The sequence below is a fragment of the Ignavibacteriota bacterium genome, assembly GCA_019637995.1.
Classification (GTDB): Bacteria; Bacteroidota; Ignavibacteria; order Kapaibacteriales; family UBA2268; genus JANJTB01.
The window spans coordinates 437744-457166 of sequence record JAHBUQ010000002.1 but is presented as its reverse complement, the minus strand read 5'-3'; the positions used below and the strand labels follow the sequence as shown (position 1 = coordinate 457166).

Annotated in this window: 11 protein-coding genes; 6 read left to right on the top strand and 5 right to left on the bottom strand. The window is 33.8% G+C overall.

Annotation, left to right across the window (positions count from 1 at the left end; genetic code table 11):
• Positions 1 to 128 precede the first annotated feature (128 nt).
• The 4 genes from KF896_07955 (at position 129) to nuoB (ending at position 6944) form a co-directional block, all read left to right on the top strand.
• Positions 129 to 3077, top strand: coding sequence for a PAS domain-containing protein (locus KF896_07955; GenBank protein ID MBX3043635.1), 2949 nt, complete (start codon positions 129 to 131; stop codon positions 3075 to 3077).
• An 11-nt stretch (positions 3078 to 3088) separates the two neighbouring features.
• Positions 3089 to 5890, top strand: coding sequence for a PAS domain S-box protein (locus KF896_07950; protein MBX3043634.1), 2802 nt, complete (start codon positions 3089 to 3091; stop codon positions 5888 to 5890).
• Between the two features lie 131 nt (positions 5891 to 6021).
• Positions 6022 to 6378, top strand: coding sequence for an NADH-quinone oxidoreductase subunit A (gene ndhC / locus KF896_07945; protein MBX3043633.1), 357 nt, complete (start codon positions 6022 to 6024; stop codon positions 6376 to 6378).
• Positions 6369 to 6944 (top strand): NADH-quinone oxidoreductase subunit NuoB, encoded by a 576-nt coding sequence (nuoB, locus tag KF896_07940; GenBank protein MBX3043632.1) that lies wholly within the window; start codon positions 6369 to 6371, stop codon positions 6942 to 6944. The genes ndhC and nuoB overlap by 10 nt, the downstream gene beginning before the upstream one ends.
• Positions 6945 to 7219: 275 nt before the next feature.
• Here the strand turns inward: nuoB and murA are convergent, their stop codons facing one another.
• Positions 7220 to 8482, bottom strand: coding sequence for a UDP-N-acetylglucosamine 1-carboxyvinyltransferase (gene murA, locus KF896_07935; protein ID MBX3043631.1), 1263 nt, complete (start codon positions 8480 to 8482; stop codon positions 7220 to 7222).
• A gap of 188 nt (positions 8483 to 8670) precedes the next feature.
• Here murA and KF896_07930 point away from each other — a divergent pair, with 188 nt between their 5' ends.
• The gene (locus tag KF896_07930; protein ID MBX3043630.1) at positions 8671 to 11703 is read left to right on the top strand and encodes a ChaN family lipoprotein; all 3033 of its coding nucleotides are present in this window, start codon (positions 8671 to 8673) and stop codon (positions 11701 to 11703) included.
• A 120-nt stretch (positions 11704 to 11823) separates the two neighbouring features.
• Complete coding sequence (locus tag KF896_07925; protein ID MBX3043629.1) at positions 11824 to 14865, top strand: T9SS type A sorting domain-containing protein; 3042 nt, start codon at positions 11824 to 11826, stop codon at positions 14863 to 14865.
• A 204-nt stretch (positions 14866 to 15069) separates the two neighbouring features.
• On the opposite strand, the gene KF896_07920 is transcribed toward KF896_07925, so the two are convergent.
• Genes KF896_07920 through KF896_07905 form a run of 4 tightly spaced genes read right to left on the bottom strand, consistent with a single transcriptional unit; the run spans position 15070 to position 19389 of the window.
• Complete coding sequence (locus tag KF896_07920; protein ID MBX3043628.1) at positions 15070 to 16245, bottom strand: T9SS type A sorting domain-containing protein; 1176 nt, start codon at positions 16243 to 16245, stop codon at positions 15070 to 15072.
• A gap of 12 nt (positions 16246 to 16257) precedes the next feature.
• A complete protein-coding gene (locus KF896_07915) occupies positions 16258 to 17190 on the bottom strand; it encodes a hypothetical protein (GenBank protein ID MBX3043627.1) in 933 nt (310 codons plus the stop codon).
• 11 nt (positions 17191 to 17201) lie between these two features.
• The gene (locus tag KF896_07910) at positions 17202 to 18812 is read right to left on the bottom strand and encodes a T9SS type A sorting domain-containing protein (protein ID MBX3043626.1); all 1611 of its coding nucleotides are present in this window, start codon (positions 18810 to 18812) and stop codon (positions 17202 to 17204) included.
• Complete coding sequence (locus tag KF896_07905; protein ID MBX3043625.1) at positions 18793 to 19389, bottom strand: RNA polymerase sigma factor; 597 nt, start codon at positions 19387 to 19389, stop codon at positions 18793 to 18795. Before KF896_07905 ends, KF896_07910 begins: the two co-directional genes overlap by 20 nt.
• Positions 19390 to 19423 lie beyond the last annotated feature (34 nt).

Below are 19423 nucleotides of genomic sequence, written 5' to 3'. Positions count from 1 at the left end.
TGAATATTAAATACCTATAAACACAATTGATTACAAAATAACGAAATAATTTATTTATTTAGTCAAAATTTATTAACTTTGTACAGTATAATATAACAATATATAAAAATAATAATTAGGACTTTTTTATGCCTTCAAAAAGTAAGAAAATTGATCTTGGTAATAAATATATAAAAACAAATGATGTATCAGAACAGAATTACTATAACGACGACAACTTCCCAATTGCCGGAGTAGGTGCTTCGGCGGGCGGTCTTGAAGCTTTAGAGCAATTCTTTAAGAATATTAAACCGGATAGTGGACTGGGTTATGTAGTGGTTCAGCATTTATCACCTGATTATAAAAGCCTGATGGTTGAGCTTCTCGGTAAGCATACATCAATACCGATTTACCGCGCAGAAGACGGAATGAAGGTACAGAAAAATTCAATATACTTAATACCTCCCAAAAAAAATCTCACAATATTTCACCGTAAGTTATATTTGACAGACCAATCACTTAATCTTGGCCTTAACCTTCCGATAGATATTTTTCTTAGGTCGCTGGCTGAAGACCTTGCCGAGCGTTCAATCGGCATAGTGCTTTCGGGTACAGGAAGCGATGGTACACTTGGAATAAGAGCAATTAAAGGTGCTGGTGGTATGGTTATGGTGCAGGATGAAGAAACTGCCAAATTCGACGGAATGCCAAAAAGTGCAATAGCTACAGGTCTTGTGGATTATATTCTACCTCCGTATAGAATGGGTGAGCAACTTTTGAAGTATGTTGAACATCCATTTCTTAAAGCTTCAGACAAAAAACTTGATATTGACATTGAAGAAAATGATGTGATTTCAAAAATACTATTAGCTATTCGCGCTCGCACAGGTGTTGATTTCACATACTATAAGCCAAATACAATTGTAAGAAGAATAGAAAGAAGAAGCAGCGTTCATCATATTCCTGATATTGAGGATTACTACAGACTTGTTAGCGATTCACCTACTGAGGTGAATGTCCTTTATAAAGAACTTCTGATTGGAGTTACTAAGTTTTTTAGAGACTCAGAAGCATTTGAGCTTGTTAAAGAAAAAGTAATTCCTCGTTTATTTGAAAGTAAAGTAGTTGGTGAAAGTATCAGGGTTTGGGTGCCGGGTTGCTCGACCGGCGAAGAGGCATATACGCTTGCAATATTATTAAGAGAGTACATGAACCTGATTGAAAGAGAATATGATATTAAGATTTTCGCTACAGATATTGACAAAGATGCTATCGAATATGCAAGTATGGGCACATATCCCGAAAGTATAGTAACAGATATTAGCGAAGATCATCTGCGTAAATATTTTACTAAGAACGGCTCGACATTCAAAGTTGTTGATTCAATCAGACAAATGGTCATTTTTGCAACTCATAATTTAATAAAAGACCCTCCATTTTCAAAAATTGACCTTGTTAGTTGTCGCAATCTGTTGATTTACTTTCAACCGGTTATGCAAAAAAAAGTATTATCTTCATTTGGCTTTTCACTAAGCAACGGAGGTATTCTGTTTTTGGGTTCGAGCGAATCAATAGGTGAACTATCCAGCTACTTCAATGTAATTGACAATAAATGGAAGATTTACAAAAGTAACGAAAAAATTCTGCACCCTATAATGGATGTTTTGCATCTACCACATTCGAGTATAAAAATGTTTCCCGCTCATCAGGATAAGAGAAGTAAAATTTATTCGGACTCAGATTTGCTCGATTCAATCAATAAAGAATTATTTAATGATTTCGTTCCACCTTCTATTATCATTAACGAGAAATACGAACTGATTCACGTTTTCAAAGATGCAAATAAATTCATGAAACTTCCTTCGGGAAAGGTTTCTTTGAATATTTTGAATATGGTTCCTCAGGAGCTGTCTGTAGCTCTTGGTACAGCAATTCATAGAGCAATTAAGGAACAGGGTGAAATTGTATATAAAGATATAAGTTTTATGAGAGATGATAAATCCGTATCTCTCAATCTAATCGTTAAGATGTTCAAGCATGATAAGACTAAAAATAATATGATGCTTATTATTTTCGAAGAAACAGGCAATGCAGAAAACAGTCTTATTACCAGTGAATTATTTGATATCGGTAGTAATGTTAATCAAAGGCTATTTGACCTCGAAGGTGAATTGAAATATACTAAAGAGAACCTTCAGGCAACAATTGAAGAGCTTGAAACAAGCAACGAAGAGCTTCAGGCAACTAACGAAGAGCTTATTGCTTCCAATGAAGAGCTACAAAGCACAAATGAAGAACTGCAATCGGTAAATGAAGAGCTTTATACGGTAAATTCTGAGTATCAGAATAAAATTGAGGAACTTACTGAACTCAATAATGACATAAATAACTGGTTTAATGTAACAAATATAGGTACTATTTTCTTAGACCTTAAGCTAAAAATACGTAAATTTACGCCTGCTACCAAATACTTTGTAAATTTGATTGAAGATGATATAGGAAGACCTATAAGCCATATCTCTTATAACTTCGTATATAACGAATTTATTAATCAGATTAATCTGGTTTTAAAAACTCTGAATCCATTTGAAATCGAGCTAAAATCAACTGACGAAAAGTGGTTTTTGCTAAAAGTATTACCATATCGAACAGTGGAAAATGCAATAAAAGGCATTGTGATTACTTTTATAGATATTGATAAAATCAAGAGCTATGAACTTCAAATCAGACGTGATAATGAATTTTTATCAAGAATTTTGGAAAATAGTCCAAATGCAAAAGTAATGCATGATGCCAACGGCAAAATATCTTATGCAAATAAAAAGGCAGTGGAAATTCTTGAACTGAGTCCATCAGAATTAAAAGGGAAAAAATACAACGATCCCAAATTCGTTGTATGTTATGAAGATGGATCAAGAATGAAAGAAGAAGATTTTCCTTTTAATTACGTTATGAAAAATAACGCTGTTATCAATAACAAACTACTTAAAATGAAATTCAAAAATGATGTAGTAAAATCACTTCTTGTTAATGCCTCGCCAATGTTTGACATAAATAACAATATTGAAGCCGTTTTAATTTCATTTGTAGAGTACTGATTTGGTAACTGATGAAAAAAAGTAAAATAAATATATTCGACGAAATAAGGGAAAAAGCTGAAAAGCTTATGACTGCAAAGAAGTCCGATCCTGATGATTATAAAAATTATGACCTGAGCAAACTCCTGCACGATCTTGAAGTGTATCAGATTGAGCTCGAATTACAGCATGAAGAACTCACTAATACACGTGATAATTTGCAGTTCTCAAGTGATAAATATATTGAGTTATATGACTTTGCTCCAATTGGTTATATTACTCTGGATGAGAATAAAAAGATTTTGAGAATAAATCAAACAGGATGTCAGATATTTGCAACAGATAAACCCAAAGCAACAGGTAAAAGTATAACCGATTATATTTCAAAAAAATCTCAGGATGACTTCTACATATTTTATAATGATTTACTTGAAAAAAACTTGAGGCAATCTGTCGAAATAATGATAAAAAATTCTAATGGAAGTGAATTTTATTGTCAAATGGACGGTGTAAGAAACAAGAACACTTCTTCAGATGAGATTATAAGTATTTCAATAACTGACATCAGCAAGCAAAAAAATACCGAACTGGAATTATTCTCAGAAAAAAATCGCCTCGAACTCATTTACAGGCATGTTCCTGTTGCTCTGATAACTCTTGACGAAAAGCTAAGAATAAAATCTTGGAATCCTAAAGCTGAAACTATAATCGGTTATACTGAAGAAGAAGTCCTCAGAAAATATATTTATGAAGTGTTAAAATTTAATTTTGAAGAAAAAGTTCTGTTTGAGGATATTATAAATAAAGGTAAGCTACAGGGGCTTCAAATAAAAACCAAGTTTGATGAAGTACTGACTATCAATTTCAAGTCCGATAAATTAATTGATGCTACAAATATCAACAGTGGCTATATCATTACACTTGAAGATATTACAAGCGAAACAAGAACAAGCGAAAGTCTACAGGAAAGTGAGAGGCGATTCAGAAGCATCATCGAAAAAACTCCAATTGGTATGTGCATTACAGATGATGAGGGACTATACGAATATGTAAATCCCGCGTATTGTAAAATTTATAAATATATGCCTGATGAACTTCTCGGGAAGCATTTTACTATAGTTGTAAATGATGAAGTTCGTTCATTTTTCAAAGAACTGCACGATAGATTTATATACGAAGGCGAACATGTCGAAATTCGCGGAGAATGGGATGTAGTAGATAAGTACGGGGATAAAATCAGTATTCTTGCTGATGCAGCACGTATAATCGGTATTGACAATAAACCCAAAAAAGTAACTTTCGTCATTGATGTCAGCGAAATGAAGAAAGTTGAAGATAATTTAAGAAAAGCAATTAATATTGCCGAAATTGCAAATAAATCAAAAAGCGAATTCCTTGCAAATATGAGCCATGAAATTCGAACTCCACTTAATGCAATTTTAGGTTTTTCAGAATTATTAAAAAATAAAAAATTCGATTCTGACAAGTATGAATACTATCTTGATGGTATTTCGGTTGCAGGTGTTAATCTACTAAATCTCATTAATGATATACTCGACCTCTCGAAAATTGAAGCAGGAAAAATGATAATCAAAACTGAACCGGTGGATTTATCTGAGCTTTGTGAAGAAGTCATAAAAATATTCATAATTAAAATTACTGAAAAGAATTTAAAAGTTGAAACCAGAATTTCCGAAAATACTCCGCTCGGACTTGCATTGGACGAGATAAGATTAAGACAGATTTTATTTAATTTGATGGGTAATGCCGTAAAATTTACTGAAAAAGGCAGCATTACAATTGAAGTCAATTTTAATAAGAACAACGAAATTTCCGGAGATTTACAAGTAAATGTTGTTGATAGCGGTATTGGAATTCCTGAATCACAAATTCAAAGAATATTTGAACCATTTATGCAGACTGAAGGACAAAATGCACGTAAATACGGCGGTACCGGACTTGGGCTTCCAATAACCAAACGACTGGTCGAAATGATGAACGGCTCAATAGAAGTAGAAAGCGAGCTTGGTAAAGGTACACGCTTCAGCTTCATTATTAAAAATGTCGAAATTTCCGACTCAAGTGTTGTGAAGAGCAAAACAAAATCTGAAAACGCTATCGGTATTACCTTTAATAATCAAAAAGTATTGGTGATTGATGATAATTATGATAATATTGAAATTGTTAAGGGATTTCTGAAGAATTCAGGTTTAGAGATATTATCCATCAGTGATGCCGAAAAAGCAATAAACAAAGCAATCGAAACACTGCCTGACATTATACTACTTGATATGCAACTTCCGAAAACAGATGGCTTTGAGCTGAGCAAACTACTGAGCGAAAATCCTGCAACCAAGGATATACCGATTATTGCAATGACTGCTTCTTCGATAGAATCATTCCCGATTACTACACGTCTGATGATAACAGGATATATTAGAAAGCCGTTTACAAAAAATATATTGATTGGAGAGATTTCTAGAATTATTGTTCCTGTTGAAAATATTATCGAATCAGAGCCTTTTTATCTTTCATTTTTAAAATTCAAACAAAATCTTGTTAATATACCTGAAACTAAAGTAGAAAAAAACTCTTATCTTTATCTTACTAAAATACTTATGAAAGAATGGGATGATGTAAATAATACTCTCATAATTGATAAAATCAAAGATTTCGGTAAGCATATAATTGAGTTCTCTGAAAAAACGAATATACATTTCTTTAAAGAATACTCCAATTATCTGATTAGTGCCATTGACAATATAGATATTGAAAGTCTGATTGAAATACTTCCGCTTTTCGAAGAACTTGTAAAAAAGATTAAATCAATATAATATAATATGAAAATAATTGTCTAATCTTCAATTGAAATTATTAATTTTAATATTTTTTATTGCATATATCATAAAAAACAAATAAATTTGAAGTTCGACAAAATGCAAAATTTAAAAAACAGGTTTGAAATATGATTGAAACTTATTTACCTTTGATAGTAATGCTTGTAGTTGGATTTACGGTAGGGCTTGCTTTTATGCTGCTTTCGGAGTGGCTTGGTGCCAGACGCACAACGGAAGGTAAGCGGACAACTTATGAGAGCGGTATGGTACCTCGTGGTACTGCCCGCGACAGATTCTCTATAAAATTCTATATGGTAGCTATGAGTTTTATAGTATTCGATATAGAGGTTGTGTTTATGTATCCTTGGGCTGTTCAACTTGGTGAATTGGGAATGACGGCTTTTTGGGCGATGTTTGCATTTATAGTTATATTATTCGTAGGTTATATCTACGAATTTAAGAAAGGAGGATTCGAATGGGATTAGAAAATACATTGGCAAAAGAAGGATTTATAACAACATCAGTTGAAGCAGTAGTTAAATGGGCACAAGCAAATTCAGCGTGGCCTATGCCATTGGGTATATCATGTTGCGGTATTGAGATGATGGCTTTTGCTGCAGCAAGATTTGACGTTGCAAGATTCGGTTCAGAGGTATTCAGAATGACTCCTCGCCAGTCCGATATATTACTTGTTGCCGGAACAGTAACTTTCAAAATGGCACATGTCGTACGAAAAATTTACGACCAGATGCCGGACCCTAAATGGGTGATTTCAATGGGTGTTTGTGCTTCAACAGGTGGTATGTTTCGTAGCTATTCAGTTGTTCAGGGAATTGACCAATTTCTGCCGGTTGATGCTTATGTATCAGGATGTCCGCCAAGACCTGAAGCTGTAATTCAGGCATTAATGTCAATTCAGGAAAAAATTAAAAAAGACCATAAGCCTGACCTGTACAATTTAGGTAAAGACGTATCACGAATGCCGGTTCAGCATAAATATGACGGAAGTTTGTTCTTCGACCCTCTCAATAAAGAGGCTATATCCAAATAATTCTTAAAAAGCCGGAGCTATTTGTTCCGGCTTTTTTGTTTTCATTTAAAATGCTTTTGAAATATGAACTCCGTTAAAAAGGTAATTACTTCTTCCATATCTATCATATTTGACTAAGCTGAACTGTTTTCAATTATAGCATAAAATCCATTTCTGACAATTTTATAAATCAGAAACAACTCTTGTACTTGCTTTAATTCAACAAGACAAATATACTAAAGCTGAAAATGCTCTTAATAATAGTATGTCGAGCAATAAATAATATTACAAACATTCTAAACTATGTCGGTTTTTTCTCTTCTAATATTCGCACCGAGTGAGTTTAATTTCTTTTCGAGGTCTTCATATCCACGGTCTAAATGGTAAATGCGGAATAATTCAGTTGTTCCTTCAGCGATTAGAGCTGCAAGGACAAGGCATGCACTTCCGCGCAAATCAGATGACATTACCTGGGCACCTTTCAGTATTTGCCCGCCTTTTACTATAGCCGCATTGTCAATTATATCAATATCTGCATTTAGTCTGACCAGTTCAGGGACATGCTTAAATCGGTCTTTGTAGATATTGTCGGTAACTTTTGTATTACCCTCAGCGGCGAGCATATAAGCCGTCCATTGAGCTTGAATATCAGTAGGTATTCCCGGATAAACCGCAGTAATTATATCTGTTGGAATCGGTTTTTCGTTCATTTCGAGAGTTATTGTATCAGAATTCACATCAATTTCGGCTCCCGATTCTTCGAGTTTTGCAATAACAGCTGTCAGATGGTACGGATTTGTCTTATTGAGTTGAATTTTTCCTTTTGTCATAGCAGCAGCAATCAAAAATGTAGCTGCTTCGATTCTGTCGGGAATAGTTTCCTCATCAACAGGCTTCAGCTCGTCAACGCCCTGAATTTCAAGTTGAGTAGTACCGATACCATCAATTTTTGCACCCATTTTGCAAAGCATACGTGCAAGAGCAGTAATTTCAGGCTCAAGTGCTGCATTGGTAATAAGCGTTCCTCCTTTTGCGAGTGTAGCTGCCATAAGAACATTTCCGGTAGCACCGACACTCGAAATATCGAAATGTACTTTGCCACCTCTGAGTTTGTCAGATTTTGCAAGGACATATCCTTGTTCAAGTTCGATTTCTGCACCGAGCTTTTCAAGTCCTTTGAGATGCAGGTCTACAGGTCTTGGACCCCATGCGCATCCACCGGGAAGTGATACTTTCGCCATTCCGTATCGTGCAACAAGTGGTCCCAGAACATAAAATGAAGCACGCATTTTTTTTACGTGTTCGTAAGGTGCCTCAAATGTATGAATATTACGTGTATCAAGAAATAAATCATTGCCGTTAAGCTCACAAAATGCACCCAAAGAGCCCATCAGACGGGACATTGTCCAGACGTCGCGAAGATTTGGGGTATTAGTTAAGTGATAAGTGCCCGGTGCAAGAAGAGTAGCAGGCATTAATGCCAAAGAGCCGTTTTTTGCACCCGAAACACTTATTGTTCCATTTAGCTGAGTGCCGCCTTGAATTACAAATTTGTCCATTTAAATATTAATATTTTCTGAATTTCTAAAATAATTATTACAAATAAATATACCTTAGTCGAATTAAACAAATAATTTATTATATTAGTTAAGATTTTGTCAAATTAAGTTGCATTTATTTACAATATCATTTAAAAAAAACTCTCTAATAAAGAATTTAGATTAATTTTTAAATATTGGTTCAAATTATGAAATCATACTTAATTTTACTTTTGGCAGGAATTTTATCTGTGTTCAATATTCAGGCAAATGATAATTATATTATTTACGATACAAAATCTTCAAAAAAAGTAAATCTTGAAGACATGGTTATCAAGACTTTGGAAGCTGATGTTATATTCTTTGGCGAATTTCATGACGACAGCTTAAATCATTTTCTTCAAGCTGATTATCTCAAAAAATCTTTTAAGCAGAATAAAAATATTACTGTTTCGATGGAAATGTTCGAGCGTGATGTTCAAATACATATAGACGAATACTTCGCAGGAAGTACTGATGAAGAGGAATTCATGAAAAATTCACGCCCTTGGCCCGATTACAAGAAATTCTACCGGGAAATTGTCGAAACTGCAAAATCAAATAATTCATATCTGATTGCTGCTAATATTCCCAGAAAATACGCCTCTCAGTATGTGTCCGGTGGAATGACTTCATTTAAGGAATTGCCTGCTGAAGAGCGTAGCTATATCTCCAGAAAAATGGTGCTGGCTGAAGACGGCTATCTTGACAAGTTTCTTGAAACCATGACAGGCTCTAAGGAAATGGTGAAATCACTCAATTCAAATAAAGAAAATACTCTTTATCTTTATTATGGTGCTCAGTGCATTAAAGATGAAACTATGGCAGAATCAATTGCTGATTATTTAAAACAAAATTCTGGCAGGAAAGTAATTCATTTCAACGGAGATTTCCACTCTAACAGCTATCTTGGTACTGCATCAATGCTACAAAGAAGAATGCCTGAACTGAAAATTTCAGTCATTACACCAATTTATTATGAAAGTATTGATTCAATTGATTATAATGCTGATTTAGCATCTTTTGGCGATTTTGTTATTTTTCTGCCTCAATTCGAGCGTCCCCAAATGCCAATGATGAGTGGCGGGACTTCCCACTTTGGTGAAAATTATGCTACTGAGCATAATATCAATGTTGAAATTGACCCTGCAAAATCATTTCTGAAGGGTTCTGATAAAATCAAATTCAAAAACCCGATTCTCAAATCATCAAGCCTGAAATTGATTAATTCCCTTGAAGTTACAAAGATGAGTTCAAAAGATAATAATCTGAAATTCAGTATTCGTAAGGCAGATGATTTTTACAATGAAATACTAATTGAAAATCTGTCGCTAAAGAATCAATCTTATGACAATGATGGAATTATTGAGTCTTTTGAGGTAGAAATTGAATATCAGGGTATTGTGAATTTCCCTCCATCAGAAACCAATATGGTCAAGAGACACTCAAATACTCCCGGCATAATTTCAGGTAAGGATGGCGAGGGCATTTATCTTCCGGGAGGTGCATACTATCCACAAGCAGATAAGGATTTGGCTAAATTTACAGTTTATGTAAATTTACCTCTTGAATACAAATTAGTAACAAGTGGGGAAATTGAAGAGAATCCCGGCTCAAAAAATATGATTTACAAAATAACATCCGAGATGCCTATTGATGAAATGATTCTTGTTGCGGCAAAATACAAGATTATGGAAGAAGATTATGACGGAGTGAGGTTTGCTTTATATTATTTTAATGATGCACCTCATAATTTAAAATATATATTATCATCTAAATCCTATTATGATGAATATACAAAGCTATTTGGCAAGTATCCTTATAAATCATTCATAATTGCAGAGAACTTCTTTCCTACAGGTTTCGGAATGCCGGGATATACTCTGCTATCGAGCCGACTTACAGCAATGCCCTGGGTTACTCTTTCACCGGGTTCGCTGGCGCATGAATTTGTTCATAACTGGTGGGGTAACAGTGTGTTTACAGACAATGAATCGGGCAACTGGTGTGAGGCACTGACTACATTTTCGACTAATTATTATTTTAATATCATTTCAGGATATGATTCAGATGCACTTGACTGGCGAAGGAAAGCTCTGATTGCTATTGACGCTCTCCCTGAAGATAAAAATTATCCTGTTAAAGATTTTAAATATCAAAAAACTACCTTTGACGCAGTCGTTGGATATTCTAAAGGTGCGTTTATATTCGAAGAAATCAGAAAATTGATTGGTGACGAACTCTTTTTCAAAGCATTAAAGTCATTTGCCGAAAAAAATACAGGTAAACGGGCTTACTGGATGAACCTGACAAGTGAATTTGCTTCTGTTACGAAGGATACTTTGCAAGACCTTAAGATTCGCAAATTAATAAATGAATGGCTCAATTCTACAGATATTGCAGAAATCAGGTTTGCAGATGTTCCTGTATTTGAGGGTGACAGTGTAGAAATATCAATCTCAAGTTCATTGGGAAGAGTGCAGTCCGTGCCTGTAATAATTACTTACAATGCCGGTGGCAAATATAAAGATTATCTCGTACTGCGCGATACAATCAATAAATTCAGATTTCCTGTGTCTTCAGGAATTAGTTCTGTTAAACTTGATCCCGAACTCGAAACTCTTAGAAAAATTAACCGTTGGGAAAAACCTTTTAGTTTTAATCAAGTACTCTCCTCTAAGCCGATTGTTATTCTGCCCGATAAAAAATCGCCTGATTTTAAAATTGCTATGGATTATGTTAATATACTAAAATCAAGTGGTTATGATTTCGAATACTACACCTATGATAATATTTCTGCTGATGATTTGAATTACTCCTCATTGATTTTACTTGGCAATGTAAAAAATAACAAATTGATTCAGGAATACGCCGGACAGCTGCCGGACAATCTAAAACTCGATGAAAATGGTTTTCTGTATAACAAAAAACTTGTTGATTTTAAAGAAGATATCCTTATGGCAAATGTAGAGCATCTTCATAATCAGGATAAATTTTGCAATATTATATACTTTGATGGGCTAAGCGATGTAGCACCGCTGAACAGACTTATTCACTATCAGTCTTATTCTTTGGTGCTTTTAAGTCTTAAAAGAACAGGAAGACCTTCTTACAGCACTGAGATTTATCCTAAATCTGCAGACATGAGCCCACTTTACTGGAATAATTCTATGGAATCAACTATAAGAGGAACTGTGGATTAATTTTTTTATGCGGGATAAGTACATAAATATTTTTAAATAAATATTTATTTGCTGGTTTATTCATATTTTATTATATTGCATTCTGAAAATATGTGTAAGTATTTTTTTGAGGGATGGGTTATGAGATATTTAATGTGCATCATCTTAATCCTTGGGATAGCGTCAGGCAGTTTATTTGCTCAAAAGCACTTTAACAACTGGTATTTCGGGGAAAAAGCCGGTATTACTTTTAATACCCGCTCTGGAGAACCGGTTGCTCTACTTGATGGAGTACTATCAACAAATGAAGGTTGTTCAAGTATTTCTGATAATGACGGGAGATTATTATTTTATACTGATGGGATTACGGTTTGGAATAGAACTCATAAAGTCATGAAAAATGGTGACAGTCTTGAAGGACATTCTTCATCGGCACAGTCGGCTTTAATTGTGCCAAAACCAGGGTCAGATTGCCTGTATTATATATTTACTGTAGGTGCAGGCTCATGGTATTACAACCCACCGGAAAAGGGTATTATGTATTCTATTGTTGATATGACATCAGATAATACTCTTGGAGAAATAAAGCATAAAAACATTCCAATTTTATATACAAATTCTGAAAGACTTGCAGCAACAGTTCATGAAAATGGCAAAGACATTTGGATTGTGGCAACAGATATGGAAAATAATGAATTTGTTTCCTATTTGTTGACTGCTGAAAATTTTAATTCAACACCGGTCATAAGCAAGTTTAATAACAACCTTGGTCAAATTGGAATCATGAAGTTTTCTCCGGATGGTAAGAAAATTGCGTTAACAAGCACCTATACTAATTTTTGGCAAATCTATAGATTTGATGATTCAAGCGGATTAATCACAAATGAAACTACTATCACAATGCCGAATGTAAGTATTCCTTATGGTTTGGAATTTTCTACAAACGGAGAGTTCGTATATGTTTCAGCAGGGAACATATCCAAAAAAGAAGTATTATTTCAATTTAATGTAACTTTCGATGAGGCTGAAAAAATAATTTCTTCAGGATATAAAGTTTATGAAGCCGAATCCAATAAGTACATGGTTTTACAAATGGGTCCGAACGATAAAATTTATGTGACGGTTAATAGAAATGAATATTTGTCAGTAATAAACGAACCAAATCAAAGTGGAAAAGAATGCAATTTCATATTAGATGCTGTTTATTTAGGTGGGAAATTTTCAATGATTGGACTACCTTCAGTAGTGCAGAATTATAATCCTTCAATAAAAAACTGTCCGCTTGATAACATTGTTATTTGTTCCGGTGATACTTTACATCTTCTGTCAGCTTTCTATTCGGAAGCAATCTATGAGTGGTCAGGTCCAAATGGTTTTAAATCAAATATTTGGAATCCTGTACTTAAAAACACAACTCCTGATATGAGTGGAGAATATTATTGTAGAATGATGTTGGATGATATTGAATTAAATAGTACTATAAATGTTATTGTTCACAATAGCCCACAAATTCTCTTTTCGGATATGTCGGAAATAATAGCCAACACAAAAACATATAAATTAAAAGCCGTAGAAAATCCAGAAAAGACGAAATTTATATGGTACGGAATTGATTCTGATGAAAATGAAGTCTCAATTACAAAAAGTGGCAGATATTCAGTAGTTGCAGAAAATGAAGGCGGCTGTAGTGATTCGGCATCGGTTATTATTTATATTTATCCTCGGTTTTGTGCCGGTGATGATATCATCCTTGATTCACAGTACAAGGAATCTGATAATCCTACTATAACTACAGAGTATCTATGGTTCGGACCAAATAATTTTACATCAACGGAAAGATACCCTCTGCTTGAAAATGCAAATGAAAATATGTCGGGTGACTATTATGTTAGAATTACTACAACAGTTGGTAGTGGAGGGTTTATTGGTGAGAGAGATACAATTAATTTGAGAGTGCCTGTTTATGTGTATGGAAATTTAGGGCTTGAACTTTTTGCAAGTAAGTTGAGAATATGCGATAACGATTCCACTGAAATTTTTTCACTTGATTCTTACGCTGAATACTTATGGTCAACCGGTGAAACGTCGCCTTATATTAACGTGAAAGAAGCGGGAATTTACCAGTTAATTGCCAAAAATGAATTTGGCTGTGCCGATACTGCGGAAATCGAAATTTTTAAATATGATGCAAATATTGTATTTGACAAAGATAAAATAATTTTTGATGAACTTTGTGTTGGAGATTCTCAAATTGAAAATTTACAATTTAAAATTGAAACGGAAACAGAATTTCCGATTTCCGATATTTCAACAACAAGTAATTCATTTGAAATTGTCAATTATAATTCGCTAATAAAATCATATAAAAATGGCGATATTGTCAACATTGAAATCAAATTCAAACCGAAAGATGCAGGTGTTTTTGAAGATGAATTAGTGATTAGTTCATCAGAACCATGTGAATTTGTGCAAACAATTCCAATTTCAGCAGCTGCAAAGCAAATCATTGAATTTTCAATTGACGAAATTTATTCTGAAGCCGGCAAGTCCATTGAAATACCGCTTCACGGAGAAATTAAATGTCCCGCTCCCCCAAATCTGACTACTGATTATGAAATTGAAATAGCCATTGACAAAGAATACTTTGCACCGGAAAGTGTGAAATTTGGCAATTTAATTCAGAATGAAATTATCGGAAATGAGAGAATTCTCAAAATCAAAGCAGATGGTGATTTCAGCAAAATAAAATCTGAAATTAATGTAATATACGGTAAGGCACTTTTGGGCAGGTCAGAGTTATCGCAAATCAGAATTGCAGATGTTAAACTCGCAAGAGACCGCTATTTCCCTGAATATATCAACGGCTCGCTGAATGTTGATGGCTGCTTAAATGACATCACTACAATTCAGATGTTCGCCCCAACACGTATGAAAATTTCACCAAATCCAACAGACGGAGAGCTGAAAGTCAGTATCGCAACGCAAGAACAGGGCAGTTTCCGCCTGGTAATTTATGATGTTCAGGGTCGGGAGGTTTACCGCACCGAATTTGCAAAATCAGACAAAGCATTCGAGCAAAAGGACTTCAAAATCAACACGCAAAATTTGGGTAAGGGCTTTTACACAATCCATTTAACAGCTCCCTGGACATTGCTCATGGAGCAGGTAGTGGTGGTGAGATAGGAATCGTGAGACAAGTAATATACTTAAATAGTTGGCACTGAGCTTAGAATACTAATTGTGAATTAGAAATTTGATGTTTTTATGAATTTATAAAGATGGAAATACTAATAACCATGATAAATATTTTAACCAGATTTTAGATTAAAATAGCGATATAATTTTATCATGTTTTCGGATTATATCCCTCTGGAATTCTTGTTCAGTTTATTGCAATATTATTTTCTTCAAATTATTCCCAATTTTCAGAAAATAAATTCCTTTCGCAAGGTTATAATTAAAAGGATTAATTCTAATGATATTCGAAAATGGATAATCAAATTTGAAAATTTGATTTCCAAGCAAATCAAACATTTCAATATTTGATATGCTATTCATATCATCATTAAAGTTTATTATTATTTCATCATTTGAATATTTTACTATGTATTTGGTATCATTATACACTTTACTATTCACACTTACAGTTGATTTACCTTTGTAGATTTTCCCATCTGAACCGGCAATAATAATGTCATCTCCAATAACATCAAAAGTTAAGCGCTCAATGTCATTAGGTATCTGATAGTATTGCCAATTTTCACCACCGTCGTCAGTATATAAAAGCGAGTTTTTATCAAACGATGCCCAAGCTCTGTTTTTATCAATAACCATGAAGTCTGTTATAATAAAAACAGTTGTTGATATCTGAATATTCCACGAGCTGCCTCCATTTGTTGTTTTTACTATGAATCCAAAACCAGATATCCAGCCATTTTCCCTGTCAGAAAAGTTTACATTTAAATTTCTGTAAATAGCCGGAGTAATAATTCTCTGCCAAGTACTGCCACCATCAGTAGTTTTCAACGTAGTACCCTGTTCTCCGACAGCCCAGCCATTCATTTCATCAATGAATTGAATTCCAAAAAGATGTTTTCCCGGTTCGCCTTCACGGATTGTCAGCCATTCGGCTCCTCCGTTTGTTGTTTTGATTATTATCCCATCAAAACCAACTATCCAACCTAAATTTTCATTAAGAAAAAAAGATTTCAACAAGTATTTGTCAGTTCCACTTTTTTGTTCAACAAATTCATTCTCATTATCATTATTGAAAAAATGAAGTATCTTACCATTTTTCCCTGCAAACCAAGCTTTTCCATTTTGTACAATTGATAGTGTTGATAAATCAAAACTACTAAGAGTAAGAATTTTTTCCCAGGTTTCACCTGCATCATCCGTTTTCAATATAAAATTATCACTTAATATCCAGCCATTTTTTGTATCATTGAAACGCATTCTGTAGATATCTTCGGTTACACCTGATGAAATCTGCCTCCAATCAATTGAAAATAATTTAGATGTAAATGCAAATAGGATAATTGAAATTAATAGTAAATTTTTCATAAATCACCTTTTTTATTTATTGATTTTTATTCGTTTTAAAGTGCTGTTGTAACCCTCAATTATATAAAGGTTATCGCCAAGTATTTTCATTTTTCCGGGCCAATCGTTATTCATAGTTTTGTCAAATTCTTTCCATGATTTGCCAAAATTATCTGAAAAGAAAATTATCCTTTCCTTATCCCAATGGCTGTAAATCCAAATCTTGTTATCAATAATTTCAAAATCGCCAAGGTATAATTTAGTTTTAAGATTTTGCCAATTCCAGTTTTTCCCAAAATCTGTAGAATTTGCAAACAAGCCACCTGCTCCGCTGACCCATAATTTATTATTAATTGCTTTCATTCTGTATATTTTTTCTCCCGGAAAAAGTGATACCAAATCCCAATTTTTGCCGCCATCATTTGATTTGAAAATAACAGAAGTATCACGGTTGCCAGTTGCAAGAAACAAATTTCCATTGATTTCGGTTATATCCATCATTTCAAAATATTTGTGAAATTCACTTACAACATCCCATTTTTTCCCTCCGTCACTGGTTTTCAGCAGATACATCTTTTCTGAAAGCATATATCCGGTTTGATTATCTGTAAACATGAATTTCTTGAGATTATATACCGGCTCACCGCTTCTATCCTCAAACTTTGAACCAGATTTGCTGAAATAAACGATTGTTCCTTTATGTCCGGTCAGCAAAATTCCACCTTCGGGTGTAAATCCGGCATAATTCAAAAAGACATCTGTACCGGAGTAGTGTTTTTGCCATGATTTACCAAAATCTTCAGAAATAAAACAACTTCCTCTTGTTCCGCACATAACAGACATTCCGCTACTATTTACATCAAAACCCCAATGCGGAACTCCCTCAACTTTATTAAGCACTTCCCAGTCTGCTGAAAATAATTTGCTAATCGAAATAAACACAATTATAATAATATATCTAAACATTTCATTTTCTCCTAATTGATTACGATTCGTTGTGAAACAAACTCATTCATATTTGATTTAATTCCGATGATATAAATTCCGGTATTAAGTTTGCCCAGATTTAGCTTCATTGATTGATTTCCTCTTTCCATTCTTTGCGGTTTACTGATAAGTCCTATAAAGCTGCCCTGCAAATCGTAAATATTTATTTCAATATCTCTCATTTCATCGAGTGAAAAATCAAGAGTAACATTTGCATCATAAGTAGGATTTGGGTAAATGCCTCGAATTGACAATCCACCGCTTTTGAATCTGCAAATATCGAAAAAGGTTTCTTCAGACGACATTTCGCAGGCAGAATTGATGTCTATTTCGCCATTGGAAAGTTTGTTAATGATACTGATTTCACTTACTAATATTTTTCTGTATCTCTCGGGCAAAGAATTAATAAATTCCGGCGAAGGATAGTACCAAAGAATTAATTTTTCTATGCTTTTATCATTAAATGTAATTTCCAAAGGAATCAGCTTAGAATAGTCAAATCCTTTAAGATAGTACAATCTCATAGCAGAATTAAACGGCTGATATACATAACTGTGAGGCGTTCCGCTATATTTGAAGGCAGCTACTATTGGCGATATTTTGCTGAAATCAGATTTTTGCCAGCCACCGTATTTAATAACTTCCATTTTGTAGCCCTGCAAAAATCTCTTTTCCCACAAATCAAGATACTCAAAATAGTCTGGATATTTATTATTGCTACTACTACTGTCGGTATTGTTAATTAATTCATTGAAGTTATCAGAATTTAATACTACTCTTCTGAGATTTCGTCTGACTTTTCCGTTAATTGTATCTATTCTCGGCAATTCTCTGTAAGAACGCTGAAAATAAGATTTTTTATTCATCAAGTTCAAATCCACAGAATAATTTAAATCTATTTTGTGCAATGTTTTAACTAAAATTGTATCACCGTTTACAGGGTATTCTTGCTCTGCAACTTTTTTATTATCCGGGTCGTTTCTGTAAGAATCATTATTCCGAATTGGAATAGGGTGCAAGGTATGTAAATGCTCAATTAGATAAGAAATTTGATTATCTTCATAAATAATTCCAAGCTCAGCAAGTTCCTCTTTTGTTAGCTGAAGAGTGAGGAATCCCGGAATTGCTTCACCGGTACTGTCTGATTGTACGGTTGCGGGCAGCATAAAATCAATATCCTTACCACTTGTACCAATAGTAACTCCCCGAATCAACTCTTCACGTGGTTCTTTTCTATCCGGATTTATTTTTAACGGATTATCATCTTCTTCGATAGAATTATAAGCTACATCATTTCTAACAGCTTGTTCGAGAGCAGTTTCATTTTGTAAATCTTCGTTAAGCTTTATGACATTTTCGGATCCGGCAACCTGATTCTGAGATTCCTCTGAGTTTTCAATCAGCGGAGAGTCAAAATTCAGGTATATCAATAGTAAAGTAAATAAAATCATAATAATACCTCCAGCAATTCTAAATTTAAAATTTCTTTTTGTTGTTGTTGCACTATTTAATAAATTATCAAATTCCAGCGGCTCAAAAGGTTCATTCAGATTTTCCAACTTTTTAGCTGAATGAAAATATTTATCCAATTCTTGCTTCATCACCTACTCCCATTAGTTCTGCTAATTTTTTTCTCGCTCGCGAAAGTCTTGATTTGACAGTGTCTTCTGAAATATTAAGTATTTTGCTGATTTCCTTTCTTGAAAATCCTTCGATTTCAAACAAAATCAAAGTTTCTTTGTAATCATCATTAAGCTCGCTCATTGCCTGCCTTAAAAAATTTATATCCAGCATCGTTTCAGCAGAAAGAACTTGTCCTCCTAATTTCTCAAAATCGAAATCATCAGCAAATTCAACCGGCTTTCTCTTGCTTTTATAATATGCTCTTGAGCAAATTGTGAAAATGAATGATAAAAATGCTTCCTTTTTTTTCAAACTACTAAATGATACGAATGCCTGATAAAGAGTTTCGCTCAGAAGCTCCTTTGCTTCATTGTAATTACGTGTCATAAACAGGCAGTATCTCCAGATCCTATCCTTGTTCTGCTTATAAAGTTCAGTAAATATTTCTTTATCGTTTTTCAGTTTATTTAACCGTTTAAAAGATTCAACAATAAGTAAGTGTTCAAAAAAACAGAAAAGGGTGCAGACGAATAATATTTTTTTATTCGATGTAATTTTTTCTTACTTTTGCTTTTATTTAAATGGCATA